15 protein-coding genes and 1 tRNA gene are annotated in these 18,547 nt (G+C 54.2%); 1 reads left to right on the top strand and 15 read right to left on the bottom strand.

Annotated features, from left to right (window positions below; translation table 11 throughout):
- The first annotated feature begins 19 nt into the window (after positions 1-19).
- Positions 20-95, top strand: a tRNA-Lys gene (locus EV202_RS13755).
- A 230-nt stretch (positions 96-325) separates the two neighbouring features.
- Here EV202_RS13755 and EV202_RS13750 read toward each other — a convergent pair.
- The 15 genes from EV202_RS13750 to EV202_RS13675 all read right to left on the bottom strand — a co-directional run bounded on the left by EV202_RS13750 (position 326) and on the right by EV202_RS13675 (position 18,393).
- On the bottom strand, positions 326-1,165 hold the full coding sequence (locus tag EV202_RS13750; RefSeq protein WP_131927471.1) for a DNA adenine methylase: 840 nt from the start codon (positions 1,163-1,165) through the stop codon (positions 326-328).
- A gap of 94 nt (positions 1,166-1,259) precedes the next feature.
- The gene (locus EV202_RS13745; protein ID WP_131927478.1) at positions 1,260-1,898 is read right to left on the bottom strand and encodes a thymidylate synthase; all 639 of its coding nucleotides are present in this window, start codon (positions 1,896-1,898) and stop codon (positions 1,260-1,262) included.
- A gap of 69 nt (positions 1,899-1,967) precedes the next feature.
- Positions 1,968-2,210 carry a hypothetical protein gene (locus tag EV202_RS13740; RefSeq protein WP_131927470.1) on the bottom strand — a complete coding sequence of 81 codons (243 nt, stop codon included), beginning with the start codon at positions 2,208-2,210 and terminating at the stop codon, positions 1,968-1,970.
- A gap of 168 nt (positions 2,211-2,378) precedes the next feature.
- Positions 2,379-2,582, bottom strand: coding sequence for a hypothetical protein (locus tag EV202_RS13735; RefSeq protein WP_131927469.1), 204 nt, complete (start codon positions 2,580-2,582; stop codon positions 2,379-2,381).
- A 2-nt stretch (positions 2,583-2,584) separates the two neighbouring features.
- On the bottom strand, positions 2,585-7,768 hold the full coding sequence (locus EV202_RS15310) for a CotH kinase family protein (RefSeq protein WP_234878305.1): 5,184 nt from the start codon (positions 7,766-7,768) through the stop codon (positions 2,585-2,587).
- A gap of 3 nt (positions 7,769-7,771) precedes the next feature.
- The gene (locus EV202_RS13720) at positions 7,772-7,993 is read right to left on the bottom strand and encodes a hypothetical protein (RefSeq protein ID WP_131927468.1); all 222 of its coding nucleotides are present in this window, start codon (positions 7,991-7,993) and stop codon (positions 7,772-7,774) included.
- 2 nt (positions 7,994-7,995) lie between these two features.
- Positions 7,996-8,319 (bottom strand): hypothetical protein, encoded by a 324-nt coding sequence (locus tag EV202_RS13715; RefSeq protein ID WP_131927467.1) that lies wholly within the window; start codon positions 8,317-8,319, stop codon positions 7,996-7,998.
- On the bottom strand, positions 8,316-8,594 hold the full coding sequence (locus tag EV202_RS13710; RefSeq protein ID WP_131927466.1) for a hypothetical protein: 279 nt from the start codon (positions 8,592-8,594) through the stop codon (positions 8,316-8,318). Before EV202_RS13710 ends, EV202_RS13715 begins: the two co-directional genes overlap by 4 nt.
- 11 nt (positions 8,595-8,605) lie before the next feature.
- Entirely contained in the window at positions 8,606-11,140 is a 2,535-nt protein-coding gene (locus EV202_RS13705; RefSeq protein WP_131927465.1) for a hypothetical protein, read from the bottom strand.
- 2 nt (positions 11,141-11,142) lie between these two features.
- Positions 11,143-12,051, bottom strand: coding sequence for a hypothetical protein (locus tag EV202_RS13700; protein ID WP_131927464.1), 909 nt, complete (start codon positions 12,049-12,051; stop codon positions 11,143-11,145).
- 16 nt (positions 12,052-12,067) lie between these two features.
- Entirely contained in the window at positions 12,068-14,272 is a 2,205-nt protein-coding gene (locus EV202_RS13695) for a hypothetical protein (RefSeq protein ID WP_131927463.1), read from the bottom strand.
- Between the two features lie 39 nt (positions 14,273-14,311).
- Positions 14,312-17,041: a hypothetical protein gene (locus tag EV202_RS13690; protein ID WP_131927462.1), complete on the bottom strand. Its 2,730-nt coding sequence runs from the start codon at positions 17,039-17,041 to the stop codon at positions 14,312-14,314.
- A 290-nt stretch (positions 17,042-17,331) separates the two neighbouring features.
- Positions 17,332-17,592, bottom strand: coding sequence for a hypothetical protein (locus EV202_RS13685; protein ID WP_234878304.1), 261 nt, complete (start codon positions 17,590-17,592; stop codon positions 17,332-17,334).
- A gap of 26 nt (positions 17,593-17,618) precedes the next feature.
- Entirely contained in the window at positions 17,619-17,927 is a 309-nt protein-coding gene (locus EV202_RS13680) for a hypothetical protein (protein WP_234878303.1), read from the bottom strand.
- Between the two features lie 4 nt (positions 17,928-17,931).
- Positions 17,932-18,393 (bottom strand): phage tail protein, encoded by a 462-nt coding sequence (locus EV202_RS13675; protein WP_131927460.1) that lies wholly within the window; start codon positions 18,391-18,393, stop codon positions 17,932-17,934.
- Between the last annotated feature and the right edge of the window lie 154 nt (positions 18,394-18,547).

Below are 18,547 nucleotides of genomic sequence, written 5' to 3'. Positions count from 1 at the left end.
TTAACAGCAATCAAGGTTTGATTCGCTAGCTCAGCAGGTAGAGCACAACACTTTTAATGTTGGGGTCCTGGGTTCGAGCCCCAGGCGGATCACCAGAGAATCAGAGAGTTACATTAATGCAACTCTCTTTTTATAAACCGCAAAACGATTTGTGATGGTTCACCAAAACGAAATGTGATTATTTCAATTTCGTTAACACAAATCGATTTGTGTTTTTTTCTTTTACTTTTCTACCATATTAAACACGCTTGAAACAGCGTTTAAATACTTCCAAAACACAAGTATTATTCCTACCTTTACAGCTATCTTAAGGGAAGTTCGTTCCTTATTCTTTTTCAGGTATGGTATACAGCATAATGTCTGTGTACTTGGTATTGTAATTCATGTGTGCGCTGAACTCCGCTTTCTTGCACTTCTTAAACGGGCTGCCTGCAAGCGGATTCAGGTCTATCCACTCGCATAACTCCACGATGGCAGACTTGTCAGAAGTGAAGTACACGAACGAACGCCCTTGCAGGACAGTCAACACGTCTAAGTAATCAGCCAGTCGCCAACACATATTATAAGTCCCCACATCGGTAGAAAGATATGGCGGGTCAACGAGAAACACTACGCCAGGAACATCCTTATATCGGTTAAACACTTCCTTGTAATCCTCGCGGGTAATAGTCAGCCCCTCCAGGTAGTCTTCCGCCTCGGCATAGTCTGTTTTCCGGATAGTGTTATACAAGCTCTGCTTCTTCATCTCTTTCAAAGAGAGCGCATATTTCATCGAGAACATCAGGGAGGAGGACAGGGTGATATAGTCCACGTAGCCTCGCTCTCTCTCTTCCTTTTCAATGCGGTCGAGTATCCTCTCCCGCTCCTCGCCGGTAATACGTTTGTTCCGCGGAATACCTCCGACTATCTTGCGCAGATCGGCCAACAGGAGGTTGGTATCCCGGATATTCGTCAACCGCCGGCGGTAGTCATCAAAGTCGTTATATACAACAACAGCATCAGGCCTGATACACTTGGTTATATGTGAAAGCAGGCCCGATCCGCCGAAAAGATCCACAAATACGGTACTGTCCGGAAAATGTTCCAAGACTTTTATAAACTCTTTCGCAAACATGCGTTTCTGCCCCATGAAAGGAAGAGGCGCAGACAAATACATTTTTCTCATTTTCTCTTGTTTTTAAATCGCCCGCAAAGTTCCCCCGAATCCGCGGAGAAAAGTGAAACGAATGCATGTTTGCGCTGCAAGGTATCCGCAGCGGTTACACATTCAATTCGAAACGGACTCCCTCGTCGCCGGCGATCAGCGCGCGGGTTCCCGGTATATTGTTCTCGTAGATATGCACATTGCCCAAATAGAGCGTAATCGACTTCAAGGGGAACTCTATTTGCCGGGCCATCAGGTAAAGGTGGTAGATGTCAGACGGCAGGCCGAGGTTAGCGTCGCTGCTGCGCTGGTAAGCGGACAGCACCAGCTCCCCCTCATCCAGCTGGAACTGTACCAGGCTCAGGCATGGCGCCTGATTGCTTTCCGCGCCGGTCTCTCCCAAAAACAGCACATAGTTCTTGCTGTTCCGACGCTCCCGGTTAATCTTTCTGATAAGCGGCGGCAGTTTCTCAAAGTATGTCGGGTAACTGTTAACCAGGATGGAACCGCAATAATCCCACCAGTTGATGCCGGCTTCCCGGTACTTCTCCACATTGCGCTCCCCTTGCATGAATAGCTGAAGCTCACTACGGAGTTTCTTGCGGGCAATATTATGCCCCTCGAATACATCAAGCAGATCCGCCGGCGTAAGCGACAGCTGCTCATTCAACAGGTACAGTATGCTTCCTTTCTTGTTGGTCTGCATTTTACCCTCGGTAATTATCCTTTCCAAAATACGATAATACTTGTTCATAGATTTTCCTTTTAATGGCCGCCTAAAATTAAAGGGAGACGGCATTCCCTCCGACATAAACCATTCCGTTTACTCTGCAAGCGTCTTGCAGTCACTCCCGAACTTCCGTATAAGGGAATAAACGGTACGCTCGCTCACCGAATATTTCCCGGAGAGCACGGCAACGGCGTATGAGACTTTTCCGTTATCTTCCAACAGGCGTATATAGTCCGAATACAGATCGATATATCGTACGTCTTCCGGACGGATACCGGCATTCCGGAGCTTATTCAGCAACTCCCGATTAAAGTTTAAGATCTCTATTACTTTCATATAATGATTTTTGTTTACCTTTGCAATGCCAATCACATATTAAAAAAGCGATGAGCCGCGACAAGGGACTTTGCCCCCGGTCGTGCGGCTCATCGCATTTTTTGTTAGTATGTGATTGGCGTCTTTACTAACAGGCCGGGGGCTTTTTTATGACCTCCCCCGAGTAAGTCATTCCTTTTCTATTTCCGTTTCATCTATTTCCTCATAATGTTCCGGCAGTTCGGCCAGCGGTTCATCCAGCTTGATGCCCCCGATGTAGTGGGTGTACCCCAGCCACAATTCCGACCCTGCCATCCATCCGTCACTCTTGCGGCGAAGCACCTTGCCCTCAGCCGCCTTTAGCACTGTTGTCTCTACGATCTGTTGTTCCATAATTATAGATTGTTATTATATTCTGATAAAGGATATATGATGCTCGCCTTGCTGTTCCAGCCACTGGCCATCCGATAATCTTCTACAGCTGTATCCGGCACATATATCTTATTGAGCATGGTGGTGCGAGACCAGTTGATTGACGGTGGGGTAGTCGCCCGACAGATCAACGTATCACATCCGAAGTTCCACATAAATCCCGTAATATTCCGCATCGTACCCGGCAAGTCAATCAGCTGGAAAGGCTCTCCCCCACCTGTCCGGATAGTGTTCATCTCTGTGTATCCTTCCGGGACGATGAATCTGACCACCTTAGTATCGTTGACAAGATAACGCTCAAGCTTAGTGGTCTGGCAAACCGGGAATGTCAATTCTCTGAGATTGGAGCATCCTTCAAACATACTACCACCTATTTTTTTTAAGCCCGTAAAATAGCGGAACTCGTTGAAGGTCTCTATCAGCTGATTGCCCTTAAGAATAGAATAGATCTTATCCTGTCTGTTACTCAGCGTCTGTATCTCAGCGGCTCTTCTTACTGTCAGCATTCCGTCCGCATCAGGATTCACAGCCGTTGTGGTTCCGTCCATGTTGAACACCCGGAATGAGTTCAACACCCGCAGCACCTCGGGGTCGGCGAAACGGATGGCCGCTTCGCCGGGGAGCGTAAGGGTCAGGCGGTTGAACGTGCGCCTCAAAGCTGCTACAGAATCTTCATAATATTTCGAGCGGACGGTTATGTTACCGTCCAACACCGGGTAGGGTTCTGTCCCCGCCACACCCGTACCGTCAAGACCGTCGTAGCTTCCGTCCGCCATCACCGCAAGCAAGTCAAGTATGCCCGCATCGGGGTAATCCTCGTCAAAGCCCACGGCACGGATGTGCTTCAGCGCATGGCTTCCCTGTTCCGATTGGGCGGCGATGATGTCCGACAGTATGCGCATCGGATGCAGCATCGGGCAGTTATCCACCAGAAAGTCCGTGATACTCGCCCTACAGCTATCTATCAGCAGCCCACCGAAAGAGAGGACGGGGAAATTACGAAGGGTAAGGTAACGGTTTCCGGCAGGGTATTCCACGGTTTCCAGCCCGCCGCCTTCCGGGAGCTTTATCTGGGACAATCCCGTCCCGTCGGCACGTACCTCCCGCAGGTTCTCCAGCGTACTGAGGTCAAGCGTACCCTGAAGGGTGGAGATGTTGGAGACCATCACCTTCTGCATGCTGCCGCAGTCGGACAATGTCAGCCCGGTGATGGAGATGGTGACAGGCTCTGTCTTGCTGCCCAATATCAGCTCCCTCAAGCGTCGTCCCCTGACGACCATCGTACCGCTGACATTCTTGTCGTGCCAGTCCCCGATGGAGAGCAGCCAGCTGGCTGCCTGAATGGCGTTCTGCTGGTCGGCGCTGCCGCCGAGGTCGATGGTCATGCGGCGGGTCTCCCCTGCCTTTGTACGTGCGCCCCGGACGATGGACGTGCCGTTTGCGATGGCCGGGTACATGTCGAACGCGGGGGTGATGTCGTAGTCTATCAGGTCGCCCGCCGCGCGCACGATGACGGTGTCCGTCCCGTGGGCGGAGAACAGCCCGTAGCTGTACTTGCCCATGATGTACATTATACGCTTCTTGACCCATGCGGTCTCAGCGGAGAAGAAATCTCCGTGGGACTGCGTGATGGGGTCGGTATCGTTGGTGTAGCTGCCGTTATTGTAGGCTATCTTGGCTATCTCGTAGCGCTTGGCGTCGGCATTGACAAGCGTGGCCGGGAAGTACTCCTTGACCCCGAGGAAGTACTTCTTGTAGAATGCGTACACCTTGTCATACGGCGTTCCGGAAGAGTGCCCGCACAGTTTCTCCATCGCGGCGAGCATCTTACGCATGCCTGCCGCAAGCTCGTCGGCGAACGCCAGTTCCAACATGTTCCAGAACACGGATGTCTCACCGTTCCATACCGGCTGGCCGTTGGGATAGAAGTCGTGCATCTCGCACCAGTAGGGCTTCCTGTCCTGCCCCTGGTTGTCGATCGGGAAGATGGTGTCCGCGTCGTCAAGCCGCCATTTCCATTTCGCCCCTTCCGTCCCGAAATTGTAAGGGTATGTGTTCTTCGCCCGCTGGTCAGTACCGGCGGTGAATTCCACGAAGCAGTAGTGGAATACGGCATCATCGATATCGAACAGGGCCGGTATGGTGGCACGGAAGAGCTGTTTCCTCGCCCCGATGAAAAGCTCGTTCAACTCATCCGCGGAAAATGCCGACAGGTCATCCGCAAGGTAGGCGGCCAGCTGCGTGCGCAGGTTGATCGGCCCGCTGCCGATGTCCGACGGGACGAACCTGCCCTCGGCGGCCTCGTAGTAATAGAGGTTGTAGAGGTCATCCCCGGGGGAGGCAATCCAGTACTCATAGCCGGTACTGCGGTAGGCCGTCACGGCGGCGTTCAGCTGTCCTACCGTGCCGGCAAACGGACGGATGCGGTTATTGCAGGCATAGACGGCATTATAGGCATCCACCCACTTCCGGGTGGACAGCGGTTCGGTTTCCCCCTCATTCAGTTCGCCGGCGTTGAAGTCCCAGCAGTTGGTGTCGTTATATTGGAAAGCTTCCTCGTCAGCGTTGTACATCCAGTAGGACTTGTCCCTGTTCCAAGGCACGCGGAAGAGCGCGCCGAGCGGCGCGTTGTCCGAGCCCTCCACGGAAATAAGATTCGGGAATGTCTTGGTATTATAGCCGAAGCAGGCCTTGTCACCCTTGTCAGGGCCAAAGGTGAACTCGCCCATGCAGGTATATAACTCCTTGCCCTCCTCGTTGACTAACATGGAGAAGCCGATGAAGGCCTCCTGATAGACGGCTACACGCACTTCGGGGTCAACGTCCATCGCCTCGTTCTTCAACCCCATCTCCTTGTAAAGGTCATCATAGGCGGCCACAGCCCCGGCCTTGTGGTCTTGCATGGATGACGCCCAGTTCTTCTTGGCGGTCAGCTGTTCCGCCTTGGGAACGCCCTCGAACATGCGGACGGCCTTCTTCTCTTCCGTCCCGTCGGCATAGGAGACCACGGAAATAATCTTTTCGCCTGCGGAGTTCTTCAGCCTGTTCAGCCTGTAGCGCATGTTCCACTCCAGATACTTCTTGGAGGACGTTCCCTGCCCTTCGCAGAGGACATCCTTTATCTTGAAGCTTCTTTCCGGCCTGTCCTTGAACCAGACAGACAGTTTGCCTCTCACTCTGGAGGGGTTCTTCAGACTGGGGAACCGCTTGTCGAAGACGAACACGTTATAGAACCTCTTAGTCGCCTCGAAGTCTATCTCCGTACCTTCCGCGTCAAGTATCGCGTTGGCCTCCTTTTCCTGCCGTTTCTCGTCGGTCGTGACGAGCTGGTTCAGGTAGTTCTTCCGGACGGCCTCCGAGGTCAGGGCGAAGTCATAGACGCGCAGGCCGTAGAGATATAGGTTGGCGTGGTCGTTGCCCAGCATTATCCGGCCGTTCTGCCTGAAGTAATCGTTGCTCTCGTAGGTGTACTGGCGGTTCTTCTTGCCGTTGACGTATATGGCCACGATGTTGAATCCGGCATTGCCGTAGGCGTCGGGCATGACCGCCACCGTCAGGCGTATGCGCACACCGTTGTCGATGGGCAGGTCCTGCGTGGTAGCGTCCTGCCGGGACTGCGAGAAGAAAGACACGTTCTCCCCGCTCACCCTCAGGCCTACGTTACCCTCGGCGATGGTAATGATGTCCTTCGAGGCGTCCGAAGCGTGGTCTACCCTGAAGTCTATCTCGATGGTCTTACCCTTCCGCGCCGCCTCGCCGGAGAACGGGCGGTAGTCCAGCACCGCACGGCTGCGGGCGAATATCTTCAATGCCCGGTTCCCGTCGGCGTCGGCCACCCAACCGTCATTGCCCCAGTTCATCCCCGTCCACTCCACGGGCACGAGGCTCTTGTCCACCTCGTTGATGACGGAGCGGTGATTGGTCTGGGCATTGGTGCGTGTGCGCGGGTTGATGTACAGTGCCGCGCCTGCCGTGGCGCTGTAGCCCAGCGAGTTGTTGACGGGCAGGGTCACGGGCTTCATCAGGCCGCCTGTCTGAGAGGTGGCCGTCACCTCCACGCTGAAGCCGGCGTCATCGTCCGTCTCCACCTCCAGCGGGCAGGTAAAGGTGTTCTTTGTGCCGGTGGGCACTGCCCCGTTGTCGGAGGCGTACACCTCCATGCCGTCACGGATGACGGAGAGGCGCACGTCGGTCTGTGCCGACTGCCCGTCATGGATGGCGTAGTCAAAGACCTTGTTGTCCTGCCAGTTGGTCAAGGATTCCGCAACGCTGTTGACGCACATGAGCTTCACCGCCTCGCCCGGCGAGGAGAGGCAGATGACATCCAGCGACACGGCGCGGGTCTGTATCGTGTTGTCCGAGTTGGACAGGTAAAAGGAGATGTTATATACACCGGTTGCTCCCGGATGCGCTACCGTGTAGATGAACGGGGTATCCAGATAGACGGATGTGCCGAGGTTGCGGGTATAGCTCTGGTGGTAGCCGTCGCCCGTCACGGTGACGTTCAGCGTCTTGCTGATGTTGCCGCCGATGACCATCGGGATGGGAATGTCCTCGGAGAAGGCCGTCCACCATGCGAAGTTGGGGGCACTCACCCCCAAAGAGGTGAGCTGCACGGTAAAGGTGACCGGGGCGGTCGTCTTTTCCGTGTTCTCGCCCCGGACGGACACCTTGACGCTGTTCGCGCCGCTCGACAGCCATTCGCGCACGTCGATGCCGGTGGGCGTGCCGCCGGGTATCTCCAGCTGCTTGACCACGGTAAAGTCGGTATACCTGGCGTTCTTCACCATGACCGTGCAGAGACCCGTCTCTCCGGTCGGCTTGTAAGGCTCGGCCATGTCGTCACGGTACTGGGATATGAACGTGAAGTCCAGCACGCAGGCCTCTCCCTGCTGGGTGGCGAAGCCCAGTGAGGGCATGTTGTTACGGATGTACACGCTGTACATCGTACCCGCTCCCCCGACGAGTTCCCGCACCGTCTGCTCGAGAGCCGCGCCGGCTCCACCGTCATAGGCCGTCCCGGTGACAGTTCCCAGCTGCAGCCCGGTACCGCCATCGGCCAGTTCGTTAATCTTATCCACCAGCAGGTTCAGCTCCTCGGCCTTGAGGACATTGCCTTTCTCGAATTTCTTGTTAAGTTTTTCCATAATCTATCCCAAGATGTCGTTATTATCCAAGCGGCTGCGGTCAAGCACGAAGTCCGCTATATCTATCACCTTGCCGCCACATGCGGCGAGGGCGTGCATGATCAGGTTGGTCTCAAGCATGGCCGTGTCGGCCATGTCGCTATCGAGGCGGCTGATGACGGCCTGCACGGCATTGCCGGCATCGTCGATGCGGCGGGTGCTTAAGACGAACTTGATGTAGCCCATGGTTACTTACTCTTTATATAACTCACCCATGCAAACGGTTCCCGCCTCTCTAAATAGGAGAAGTCTGTCTGATTCGTGTAGGCCTCACGCTCGAAGCTGATGCTACGGTAGGCATCGCCCGAAAGCGCAAGACGGACCAGCCACTCGATGAAGTACCATACGTAGAACAGCACATAGCCCGTCTCGCGCATCTGCATGGAGTGTATGCGCTCGTGGTTGATGACCGTTCCGGTCACTTCGGCAGCCCCTCTGACGAACAGGATGCCGAACAGGTTGATTGCCCGGAAGCCCCTGAAGGGGATGATGTTGTTCCTGACTATCTTCATGGCCTGTTATTTAACTGATTGATGATCTCGCGCTTCACGGCGGCGATAAGCCGGGAGTTCTTCACGACAAGCTCCAACGCCTTACGGTAGCGGTCGGGGATATCCACTTCGCCCGTGGAATAGTAGATTTCCCTGGCCAAGTCCTCGAAGCCGATGTCCAGCAGGATGCTGCCGTTGTACATCATCTCGTTGCCGACGGTCTCCGTGACGTCAAAGGTCTGCCTTGACCCGTCGAAGGAGGTCTGCGCCTCCAGTTGTTTAAAGTTGATTTTCATGTGCCTGATATTTAATTGTAAACATTTCCGACCTGTCCGTTCTGCAAAAAAGTCATCGATGAAGAAGTCAGCAACAACGACCTTCCAATCCCGGCAGGAGAGTTCAGCCGGATTTGTCCCGGGTCTATAATCGTTGTTCCATTCATGTAGGCTTCCCCGTTCTCATAGACATAATCACACATCCATATACGCGGAGAGGTAACCCACCCTCCCTGCTCTTCATGCTCCTCGAAGCTGATCTCGCAGACCTTGTCATTCTCGATATTGTACATCACGATTCTGTTCGATGACGGGTCAATCTCTATGCGCTGTCCGTTCAGGGCGGTCGTAAGCTTGTTCGTCAGCACCTTGTCGGCGAGGAGCATATCCGCGTCAATGAGGCTTGTCTTGATGCGGTCTCCCTCTATTATCGTGGAGGCATCGACTTTCCCGTCAAGGTTGTCCTTCAAATCCGCCGCGAGCATGGATATCGTAACAGCCCCGTTAAGGTCTATCGAATCGGCATCTATCTTCGCCTTGCCCGTCCATGTGCCGTCCCCGTTGTCCACAAAGAAAAGGCTCAGCTCACTTTTCTTTGTATAGCCATCGGCAGCCGCTTTCTTCGCGAACATACTCGCAAAGTCAGCGGATGTCACGATGCCGGTCTCCGAAGTCAGGATAGGATAACCGTTCTGGTCTTTCTCGACACGGGAGGAAAACAACGCCCCGAAGCCTGACTTCGTGACCAGTCCGGAATAGAGTTCCTTGTATGTGCCGTCCGCATTCTTATACCGACCCTCGGACATCAGGGCTATCTGTTCCCGGGTTTGCTCTATCACCGTTCCCTGTGCCTCAAGCTGACCGAGGATACCGGTGACCTGGTCGCCCAGCCCGTTGGCCGCATTGATTCCTATCAATGCCTGGCGGTAGGCTTCCTCCGCGTCATTGATACCTTTGTTCGCCAAGCGTTGGGCCTCTAAGATTGCCGCATTGGCATCCTGCAGGTCGTTGACCGCCTGCACGATCTTGTCGCCGAGGTTACGGATGACGGCGGTAGTCACCGAAGAGGACGGTGTCCAATGGTTTATCGAAAAAGGCTGGCCGGCTTTCTTCGACACCACACAGCGAAGCTGGTCGTTCTCGTAGGACACTGTCTCGCCCCGGTAAGTGGCGTTGACCCAGAGGTCACCGATGTCATACACACCGGCGGCGGTGGGCTGCTCCACGAACACACGGCGTTTGCCGTCGGCCGTGTCCTGCGCCTTGGCGGCGTTCTCCAAGGCCTTCAGCGACATGTGGTCGGTTATCTCGTTCCACGACCACGTGTTATCGACCTTCTCGTAGCGGTAGCCCTTGCCCGTGGTGCGGTCGTAGAACATATCCTGCTCGTGCAGGGTTTTCAAGGCGTCCGTAGTCCAGTCTACGGTCGGGGCTTTGTCCGAAACCGGGGCGTAGTCGAAGAACCAGAGGGTATACTCCTTGTCGGTCTGCTGCCGGACGAGTGCCACATCGGCCTTGACACTATCCATCTCATCCGTCAGGTCTTTTCCCGTGGCCTCATTGATGTAGCGGGCACGGATGACGCTGTCCGTAGGGTTAAGGTCAATGTATGGTTCGGGCAGGGAGAAATCCTTGATGCCTTTATAGACCCTGATATACGGGCCTCCGGGCGTTACGCTGTCATGGCATACCGCCCCCTGACGGGTGACGTCACTCTTGTTGCCCAAGTGTACTATCTCATCTCCGGGCTGCGGCACTCCGCTGCCCGATGCGCATACGCTCTTGCTCAGGTCTATATAGTCAGATCCTACTGAGGTGACAAGACGCCAGTAGTAGTGGTTGCCTAAAGCGCCGTTCTGTGATTCCAGATTAAAGGTCTCACAGATGGCCATGTCGTCAGCTTTAATCATGTTCTTGATTGTCCGGCCGTCGGCATTCGTTGTCTTGAACCGACAGCGGTAAGCCGTGCCGGCATCCTCCACGGAGATACAGATAATACCTGCACCGGGTGTCACCCATTGCCGGCCGCCGACATAGTAGCTGCGCTGCACCTGTATCTCGTTGGCGGTAAGCTTCTTCCGGATATCGACGAAGTCGACGTCCAGATGGTAGCTGCCTTGCGCATCCTTGTAGATTCCGAAGCCGGTAGAGCCTGCGGAGAAGCTGCTCGAGAGGAGATCACCTATCAGTCTGATTCCCTCCAGCGTCGATGTGCCTTTGGCGTTGATGCCCTCAAGGAAGGTTATCAGCTTCCGGGCGGTGTCCTCCCTGACCTTGCTCAGGTACTCGCCGGCGTTGTCCTTGTCGCTGCCGATCCTTTCGAGACGGAAATGCTTCTTGCCATCCGTCTCCGGAAGAGAGGTATCCTTGACCAGCTTGTAGATGGCATCATTCTCCAGCACAGAGATGATCTGGCCTGCATAAGGCACATAAGGCTGTGCGTCCGTATTCCTCGCATACACACGGGCATCCTCAAGCGTATCCCATACGTCGGTCGAGTCTATCGGATAACCGTTGACCCGCTTATATCGCCCGGCGAAGCTGTCTCCTTTTATGTTAAGCGCCATGATCAAGTGGTTTTAAAGGTAAAGTTATCCGTTTCCACGCTCACGGCCGCCGAGGTGAATACATACATCATGTAGCCGGCTGCCGCCGAGCCGTTCGCTCCCTCCACGTCTATCCTTCGGGGTGCGGCCGCTGAATCCAAGTCCATGAAATTGTAGACATAACGATCCAGTGACACGTTGCTTATCGTGCCGGAAGGGATGCAGATGACGAATGTCCTGTAATTACTGATGGTGAACTTATATGTTCCTGCACCTCTGTAGAGACCGTTGCTCCCCAAGGCGCGTACCTGCGCCGATGTAGTGGGCACGGAATCCACCACACCGGCAAACCACTTGCGGTGCACGTTCACGCTGATGGTATTGTTCAGCGTTTTTTCCGGCATCGACTTGTCTTCACTTTCCGCATACACAACGGTTGCCCTGTAGGTTTCATTCTGTGTATAATTGCCCGTCAGATTGCGCACAGCAGTCCGCACACCGCTATTTTCCGCAGAAAATTCAAGTTTGTTCTTCTCGTCATTGTCATAGTACGCCTTTGTCATTGCGCCGTTGCCGTTGCGGGTAGCCGTGTAGGTAATACTCCCTTTCGTCGAACCATATTCCACATCGTTAGCCGTAGACAAACGGCCGTCAAGCGTGGCGGGTACGGGCTTAAACAGCAATGCCTTGACAAACTGCGTAAAAGTCATACCTTTAGGTAATTTCAGCCCCTTATCTATGTGCCCGGTCTTGGCTGCATTCGAGATTACATCCGTTTCCAGCGCGGCATTGCCGGATGACACGATAGTGTCTCCGCCCGATATCACCGAACCCGATGGACCGGAAGAACCGGATGCACCCAGTTCGCGAAGCCGCTTGCTGCGTGGGCGGGCTTCCCGCTTGACTACCGACGATATATATTTCTTATCCATATTCAATGCCCCTCCTTTATTCTTTATCCGATTTATATTCGTCCGGACGAAGCTCCACTATTTCAAGCTCGCTTTCATCCGATATTGTATCCTGCACATCGGTTAGGCAGATAAATCGCTTGCCTTCCTGACAGGCTTCCGTATAGGCTGTCAGGTCTGTATCCAGTATGTCGGCTGTACCAGCCAGCAGGATCCTGCGATCTGCGTATTGGCTGTAGAGTGTACCGATGAGCAACTGTTCCGCCTGCGTTGTCCGTCCGGCACGGGTCAGCTCTTTCAGTTGGCAACTATCGTCAGTGCGGAAGTATACGCCTTTGGCTGTAGGATTTATCTCAGTCATCGTGCCGCATATCGTGTCCAGCTTGATATCCTCTTTAGCCGCCTCATTGATGACGCCGGCATATTCGACATCTTCACTTTTCGCATCACTATAGACAACGTTCTTGCGTACGATTTCAATCCGAGGAGCTTTATACAGCATCCATCGTATCTTATCATACCAGTCTCTGCTGACATCGGTATTTGTCTTTCCGGTCCATTCGACGATTTTGATTCCGACATAAACGCAGACCTCTATATAACCTCCGTTTGCGGGATAAGGTATGTATTGCCCGTCTTCCATCTTCTTGAAGGAATCGAACATCTCATGATGAGTATATCCTACACAGTGACGGTTCTTTTTCCAGCCAAGCACTCCCGACGAGAAATGCCGGTCCTCGGGGTCGTACCACTCCAACTGACAGCTGTTATAGGTGGCGGCGCCGTCTTTCCATTCCCCGGCAGTCCAATACAAGGTGGGCTTGATATCCGTATGGCTCATCGCGGCCGCATTGGAGTAATGCATCAGCGCATTTCCATCCTCATTGTACAAGGTGACGGAAGCAGGTACCGTAACGAAGTTGAACTTGTCTTTCATGTCGTTATAGTTCCCTTCCTCATTTCCGTCATTGGCCTCAGTGAAGGGATTGTAACGGGCGTCTATCAACATCTCCATACTCAGGCGAAGATAATACCTGCTTCTTTCCGCTTCTTCCAGTTTAGGAATAAACACCCGGTGGGTTCTCATCAGTACGGTTTCCTGGTCGGATGTTTGCGGAAGCAGTTTCCGCTTCGGGAATCCGCTTGTCAAAGCGCCATGCCCACCGGTATAGAAACTGAAAGCGACACCGGAAGACTCCTGCCCTCCCATTAAAGGCTGGATGTGAAAGTACTTTGCCGGCCCATATTTTTCGGCAAGCCCGCTACCCCTGTCGCTAAGGAAAATGGTGAACGAAAGCAGAGAGTAATCCCATTCATAACCTATCTTGTGATCATCCGAATAGTCAGGATAATAGGAGTAGTATTCACCACCCGACGGCTTATCACTTGTCAGGTTCGTCACACTTTCCGAATATGCATCCTCATATACCACCTCCTTGTCCAGCAATTTCGCATCCGAATAAGGAGAGAAAGTAATCTGAGCGTTATTCGCCACTTTATCCACCCCCATAGCCTGATTGTCCCTGCTCCAGACAACTTCCCGGGCCGGAGCGTTCAGATAAAGCCCGTTCAAGTCGTATATCCAGATTTTCCCGTTCCGTTGCACCATGCGGAGCGACAGCGGCTGCAGCATTCCTTCCACTACATCCTTCAATGTAGAAGCTTCACCGTCTTCGTCGTAGAAGTTATCACTGCGGACGCTTATTTTATCCGGTGTGGCCCGGACGTTTCCTGCCAGAAATGTAGTCAGATAATCCTGGTTCAAGCCTCCATGATTGATTCGGCTGCGTTGGAGGGCGTGCAGCAAAATGCCTTCCAAGGTCTGCATCCCGGACAGGTTATACTTCAGCCTGTCCAGTATGCCGAAGTCGCTGAAGGTCAGTGCCACCTCATATTCTTTTCCGTAAGCATAAGGCTCCTCGTAGAACTCCGGGTCCAGCGTGCCGCTCCAATAGAGCAGCCCGTTCCGCAGTACATCCAGGCGGATGCTGCCGGGAGCGATGGTATATAAATCCTCGTAGGTGCGGTCGCCGGGACTGGTTACGGTCAGTGTGGCGGTACTGCCGCATATCACTTCGTGCTTGTCCGTATGCTTCCATTCTATCACCAACGGTTCGTCGGCCGGGAAGTCGAGGACGCCGACGGCAGGATATGCCCCGTCCGCCTCCTGGCTGATGCCCACCTCCCACACCACATTTTTGCGGCTGAGGTATTTGCCTGAATATCGTAGGTGTTGTGCCATTTTAATCACTGTTTAAATATCGTTTGAACAAGGTTTGAATCAGCTTCTCCTGCTCAGGTTTGTTTCCCGCTCCAGTATTCCCGTCAGTGCACGCCCGTCTATACGAAACCTTACATCGCCGGACATGCCTCCCGGCCCTACCGGTTGTATCAGTTGCCTGAGCCGGTTGAGCGGAGCCACTACTTCCGGGTTGTTGCTCGCTCCGGCATATTCGCCGAAGAGCCCCAAGGTAGGGCCATAGGCAATACCTCCGTCAGCAAACTTCGGAAGGCTGGCCAATGCTGCCAGCACACTTGCCACGGCTGCGACAGCCATTATCGGGCCTACAAACGGAATGCTTGCCACAGATGATGCCGCACCGGTAGCGGCTGCGGCTGTATTGGCCGTAGACAGTGCCGCCAGTTGTGGCAATGCCTGCGCGATGGCGTTCAGCAGGTTACCGGCCCAGTCCAGCCAGGCACCGGCTTGCCCGCCGATCACCTCTCCCAGCGAACCCATCGCATTGCCCATCGCCCCCATCGAGCCGATGGCCTCGGCATTCTTTTCCCGTGCCTTTTCTACGGCAGCATTCCAGGCATCCATACCTTTGAGAGGCTCCTCCAGGTCTAACTTGGGAACCTCCAACTTCAAGTCTTTCAAGCCGCCTTCTTTTCGCGTAAGGCCGGTAGAGGATTGCATGCTTCTTTTTATAGGGTCATCCGACGGGACTCCCTCTTCCGCCGGTTTCAACGTGTATCGTGCCTCGAAGCCGGCATGTCTCAGACGTTCCTTGATACCCGCTATCCGGTCTTCCAGCGCCACTATGTCAGGAGTGAATGTGAGTTGCTCCTCTATCGGGGCTTTCTTCTGACGTTCCTTCAATTCATTCAGTTTCTTCTCCAGTGCTTCCAGGCTTCCGGGAGAAACAGGGATATCCGCCTTGTCTGTGCCTTTTCCGCTTCCATCCTCACCTCCGAGTCCCGTCATCTTGCCAAGCATGTCTTTGCGTACCTTGAGTTCCTTATTATAAGCCGAGAGGCGGTTTATTTCGGCAGTCTCCGTAGGAGCAAGGCTTTTCAGTTTGCTTTCAGTGGATTCAATTTCTTCGCCCAGTTCGTCGTAGCTCATGGAAGCCACGTCTGTTTTCCGGGAGGTGGTTTGCAGCGCGGACATGCCTTCGGTCATCTTCCTCATACACTCCTCGAAGCTTTTGCCCAGATTGTGGTTCTCTATCACCAGGCGGGCTTCCTGGCGGCGAAGTTCCATGTATTCGTCCGTGTTCACCCGGCGCTTTTCCCACTTCAAAATCTTGTTGCCGGCAACGTCCAGGCCGGAAGTCAGCACCCGTTTGGTGGCAGTGTCTCCCCCGCTGTCTATCAGGGCCTGCTTTTGTTTGCGCACCTCCTCCAGCTGCATTTCCTTCTCCGCCTTCCGCGATGCCAGCACTTTGGCCTGGGCCTCGTAGCCTATCGCCCTGCAGTAATCCGCACTCCTGCGGATCAATACGTCGTACCACTCGGCGGCACTCTTATGATAGCCCAGCGCATCACCGTATTTCCGGTTCAGCTCCTGCACCTTGCCCGATTCATCGCCATGACCTTTGATCAGTTTGGCCAGGGAGGATATTTCCATGTCCATCTCACCCTTCAGTTGGGAAACAGAGTTCTTGTAGGCATCCGCACTGTCTTTCAGCAAGTCTTGCTTTCCGGCCGCCTCCTTCGTCGCGCTGCCGTATGAGAAAAATAAAGAAATCAGTCCTTGCACTGCCAGATATATCCCGCCGGTTATGGTTGCATAGAGCGCGACGGTGGCTATGCGCAGCGCATTTGTGCTGACGGCGGCCGTGCCATTGGCAATGGCAAGCGTCCTCATTGCAATAGCCTGCACCCGAGCGTGCATAGTGGCCAAGGAGGTGGCCGCCGCCGTGCCTTTCAGCGCAATCGTCACGGAACGGAGGGAGGAGTAGAGACGTACAAGGCCGGTGACGGCCGTGGTGGTTTGCGCCATGGCGGTAATGGCGCGCATGGCGGGTTGTACCATCGCGCCGAACTGCTCCTTGATATCCCCCAACGTATTCTCCAGCTGTTTCTGCTTACCGGCATCCGTCCTTGCCAGTTCGGCGTTCATTTCACCCACATTGTCGCGGATGACTTGGGCCAGCATGGCGGCACGTTCCGATTCCGTACCATATTGCAACACTTTCTTTTGCGCGGCGGTGAAGGTGACGCCTACCCGTTGCAGTACGTCCACCTGCCCCTGCATGGCCTTGCCCATCATGTTGCCTATTCCTACGGCATCCTGGCTGGTGGCGTTCAGGCCCTTCTGCTGGGCAAGCAGGTTGTTCATGGCGGGAATAAGCGAGTCAAGGCTCGCCTTCTCGTTCAGGAAAGTGGCCATCTGCTGGGCACCGCTCAGCTGCACCTCATCGCCAATCACTCCCAGTGCCTGCTGGGCGGAAGCCAGTTCCTTGATGCTCTGTATCTCTTCGTCGGTGGCGGACATGCGTTGCCGCATCACGGTCTGAAGCTGTGTCTCCGCAACAAGCTGTACCTGGTAGGCGTCGGTCAGTTCCTTGCATGCGCCGAACAGCTGCTGTACCGATTGGCCGAGCATATCGGCCGCCTGTGCCGCCTGCGCCCAATCGACGATGCCGCGCTGCGCTTTTGAAACCTCCTCGGTTACCTGCCGTACACCTCTGCGTAAATGTTCCGTATTCACACCCACCGTCTTGATGACCGAGGACGCCTCGTCCTTCATCCGTATGGAAAAATCCAAATAATTGTTTGCCATATCAAAAAAGAATGTTACTTTTGTAAACAATCAAAACAACAAGCCATGTCCGGACTTATCCAATCCCTGTTGAAGCTGCCTCCTTATCTCCTGGCACTTTATATCATTGGCGCTGCCTTTGTGACCATATTTGCCGTCTGGCTGTTCGTGCCCCGGAAGAACAGGATATGACACCATTACCCGGCTTGTCAATACAGGTAGAAGCACGCGTCTGTGCCGCCTTGCCTATGATATGGACTTTTGGGGTTGTACCATACTCTTGGCTTCTTGCTGAAGCCTGAAGGCCGGCTCTACATCCCCGCTTTCCTCTTCAACTCCTCAAACCTCTCCCTCGTGCTTTCCTCCGCCGGTGCCGTAGCTTTCCGCCCCGCATCCCACTCGAATCTGCACACATCCGTCACCTTCAACGCCTTTCTGCTGTAAGGCTGCAGCACGCAGCACGCCAGGAACCGGGTACGTTCCCAAGGCTCGCGCATCCGCGTCTGCTCCCAACTTTTATAGATGCAGAAAAACTCGTGGGGGGTACAGTGGCAGAATTCCGTCAGGCTCATCCCTATACTCCCCACGGCTATGCCCGTCAGTTCTTCGATGCTTGCGGGGCCGTCTTCTTTTTTTTTGAGTTTCCGGCATCCCGCTGCATGGTCTCCACAAAGTCGGCCAGCTTCTCCGGCTCCAGGCCATCGGCAAATTTGTCGAGGTCCAGATCAAACGCCACGTTGTCCGCGTTGCAGGCGCTTGCCACACAACAGAAGAGGAAGACCACCAGCAGGCTTACTTCCGTAGTCATCTCGCTCACCTCCATGCCCGTTTCCTGCTTGAAGCGGCGCATGGCCCCCATGGTCATGCGCATGGGGTACTCCTTACCATATACTTGAATCTTCTTCATTGCATTATCCTTCTGCTGTACCGTCTACTTTCGCCTCGTCGATGGCCACCACTCCGGTGTTGTCGAAGGTAGCGTTGTAAGTTGTGTCATCGCCTGCCGGAGCGGCCTCTTCCAGGGAAGAAATGATAAAGTTGCCGCTCATGTAGGGAGCGGCGTCACTGCCGCGGACAAAACCTTTCAGCTCTACGGAGCCGCCTACTTTCCACTTGGCAAGCAGTTCCTTCATGCCGTTTTCCCCTTCACCGTAGAAGCGGAGACCTTCGCACTTCACCTGGACACTGAGCCCCGTCACGGTCTTTTCCCTGAAAAGTCCGGCGTTGGCCGCCGATTCGGCCGAAGCGGGTTTCACCGCACGGTCTTTCGTTTCACTGTTATAAGTCGTGGTGTGGCTCGTGCAGTGTCCGCACGCTTTACCGCCAATGCTCATCAGCAGGTCACTGCCGTTTACATATCCTTGATTTGCCATAAATTCTTATGCTGTTTAATTACGTTTTAAACGCCGTTTAATCAGTATTATGACAAGAGCGAAAACGGCAATCCGTCCTGTCCATATCTGGAACCACTGCCACCCGGTGGGTTCTCTTACCACCTTCGGCGGCAGTTCTTTTTCCTGTCGTTCA

Origin of the sequence: Prevotella heparinolytica (assembly GCF_004342845.1) — a bacterium.
Lineage (GTDB): Bacteria > Bacteroidota > Bacteroidia > Bacteroidales > Bacteroidaceae > Bacteroides > Bacteroides heparinolyticus.
This window is presented reverse-complemented; position numbering and strand designations above follow the sequence as displayed.

What these genes read in the sequence shown, in the direction of transcription:
- EV202_RS13690 (WP_131927462.1), bottom strand. Translation starts at nt 17,041, where the DNA reads ATGGCAAACAATTATTTGGATTTTTCCATACGGATGAAGGACGAGGCG.
- EV202_RS13675 (WP_131927460.1), bottom strand. Translation starts at nt 18,393, where the DNA reads ATGGCAAATCAAGGATATGTAAACGGCAGTGACCTGCTGATGAGCATT.
- EV202_RS13735 (WP_131927469.1), bottom strand. Translation starts at nt 2,582, where the DNA reads ATGGAACAACAGATCGTAGAGACAACAGTGCTAAAGGCGGCTGAGGGC.
- EV202_RS13700 (WP_131927464.1), bottom strand. Translation starts at nt 12,051, where the DNA reads ATGGATAAGAAATATATATCGTCGGTAGTCAAGCGGGAAGCCCGCCCA.
- EV202_RS13705 (WP_131927465.1), bottom strand. Translation starts at nt 11,140, where the DNA reads ATGGCGCTTAACATAAAAGGAGACAGCTTCGCCGGGCGATATAAGCGG.
- EV202_RS13720 (WP_131927468.1), bottom strand. Translation starts at nt 7,993, where the DNA reads ATGGGCTACATCAAGTTCGTCTTAAGCACCCGCCGCATCGACGATGCC.
- EV202_RS13680 (WP_234878303.1), bottom strand. Translation starts at nt 17,927, where the DNA reads ATGAAGAAGATTCAAGTATATGGTAAGGAGTACCCCATGCGCATGACC.
- EV202_RS13695 (WP_131927463.1), bottom strand. Translation starts at nt 14,272, where the DNA reads ATGGCACAACACCTACGATATTCAGGCAAATACCTCAGCCGCAAAAAT.
- EV202_RS13740 (WP_131927470.1), bottom strand. Translation starts at nt 2,210, where the DNA reads ATGAAAGTAATAGAGATCTTAAACTTTAATCGGGAGTTGCTGAATAAG.
- EV202_RS13750 (WP_131927471.1), bottom strand. Translation starts at nt 1,165, where the DNA reads ATGAGAAAAATGTATTTGTCTGCGCCTCTTCCTTTCATGGGGCAGAAA.
- EV202_RS13685 (WP_234878304.1), bottom strand. Translation starts at nt 17,592, where the DNA reads ATGAGCCTGACGGAATTCTGCCACTGTACCCCCCACGAGTTTTTCTGC.
- EV202_RS13745 (WP_131927478.1), bottom strand. Translation starts at nt 1,898, where the DNA reads ATGAACAAGTATTATCGTATTTTGGAAAGGATAATTACCGAGGGTAAA.
- EV202_RS13715 (WP_131927467.1), bottom strand. Translation starts at nt 8,319, where the DNA reads ATGAAGATAGTCAGGAACAACATCATCCCCTTCAGGGGCTTCCGGGCA.
- EV202_RS15310 (WP_234878305.1), bottom strand. Translation starts at nt 7,768, where the DNA reads ATGGAAAAACTTAACAAGAAATTCGAGAAAGGCAATGTCCTCAAGGCC.
- EV202_RS13710 (WP_131927466.1), bottom strand. Translation starts at nt 8,594, where the DNA reads ATGAAAATCAACTTTAAACAACTGGAGGCGCAGACCTCCTTCGACGGG.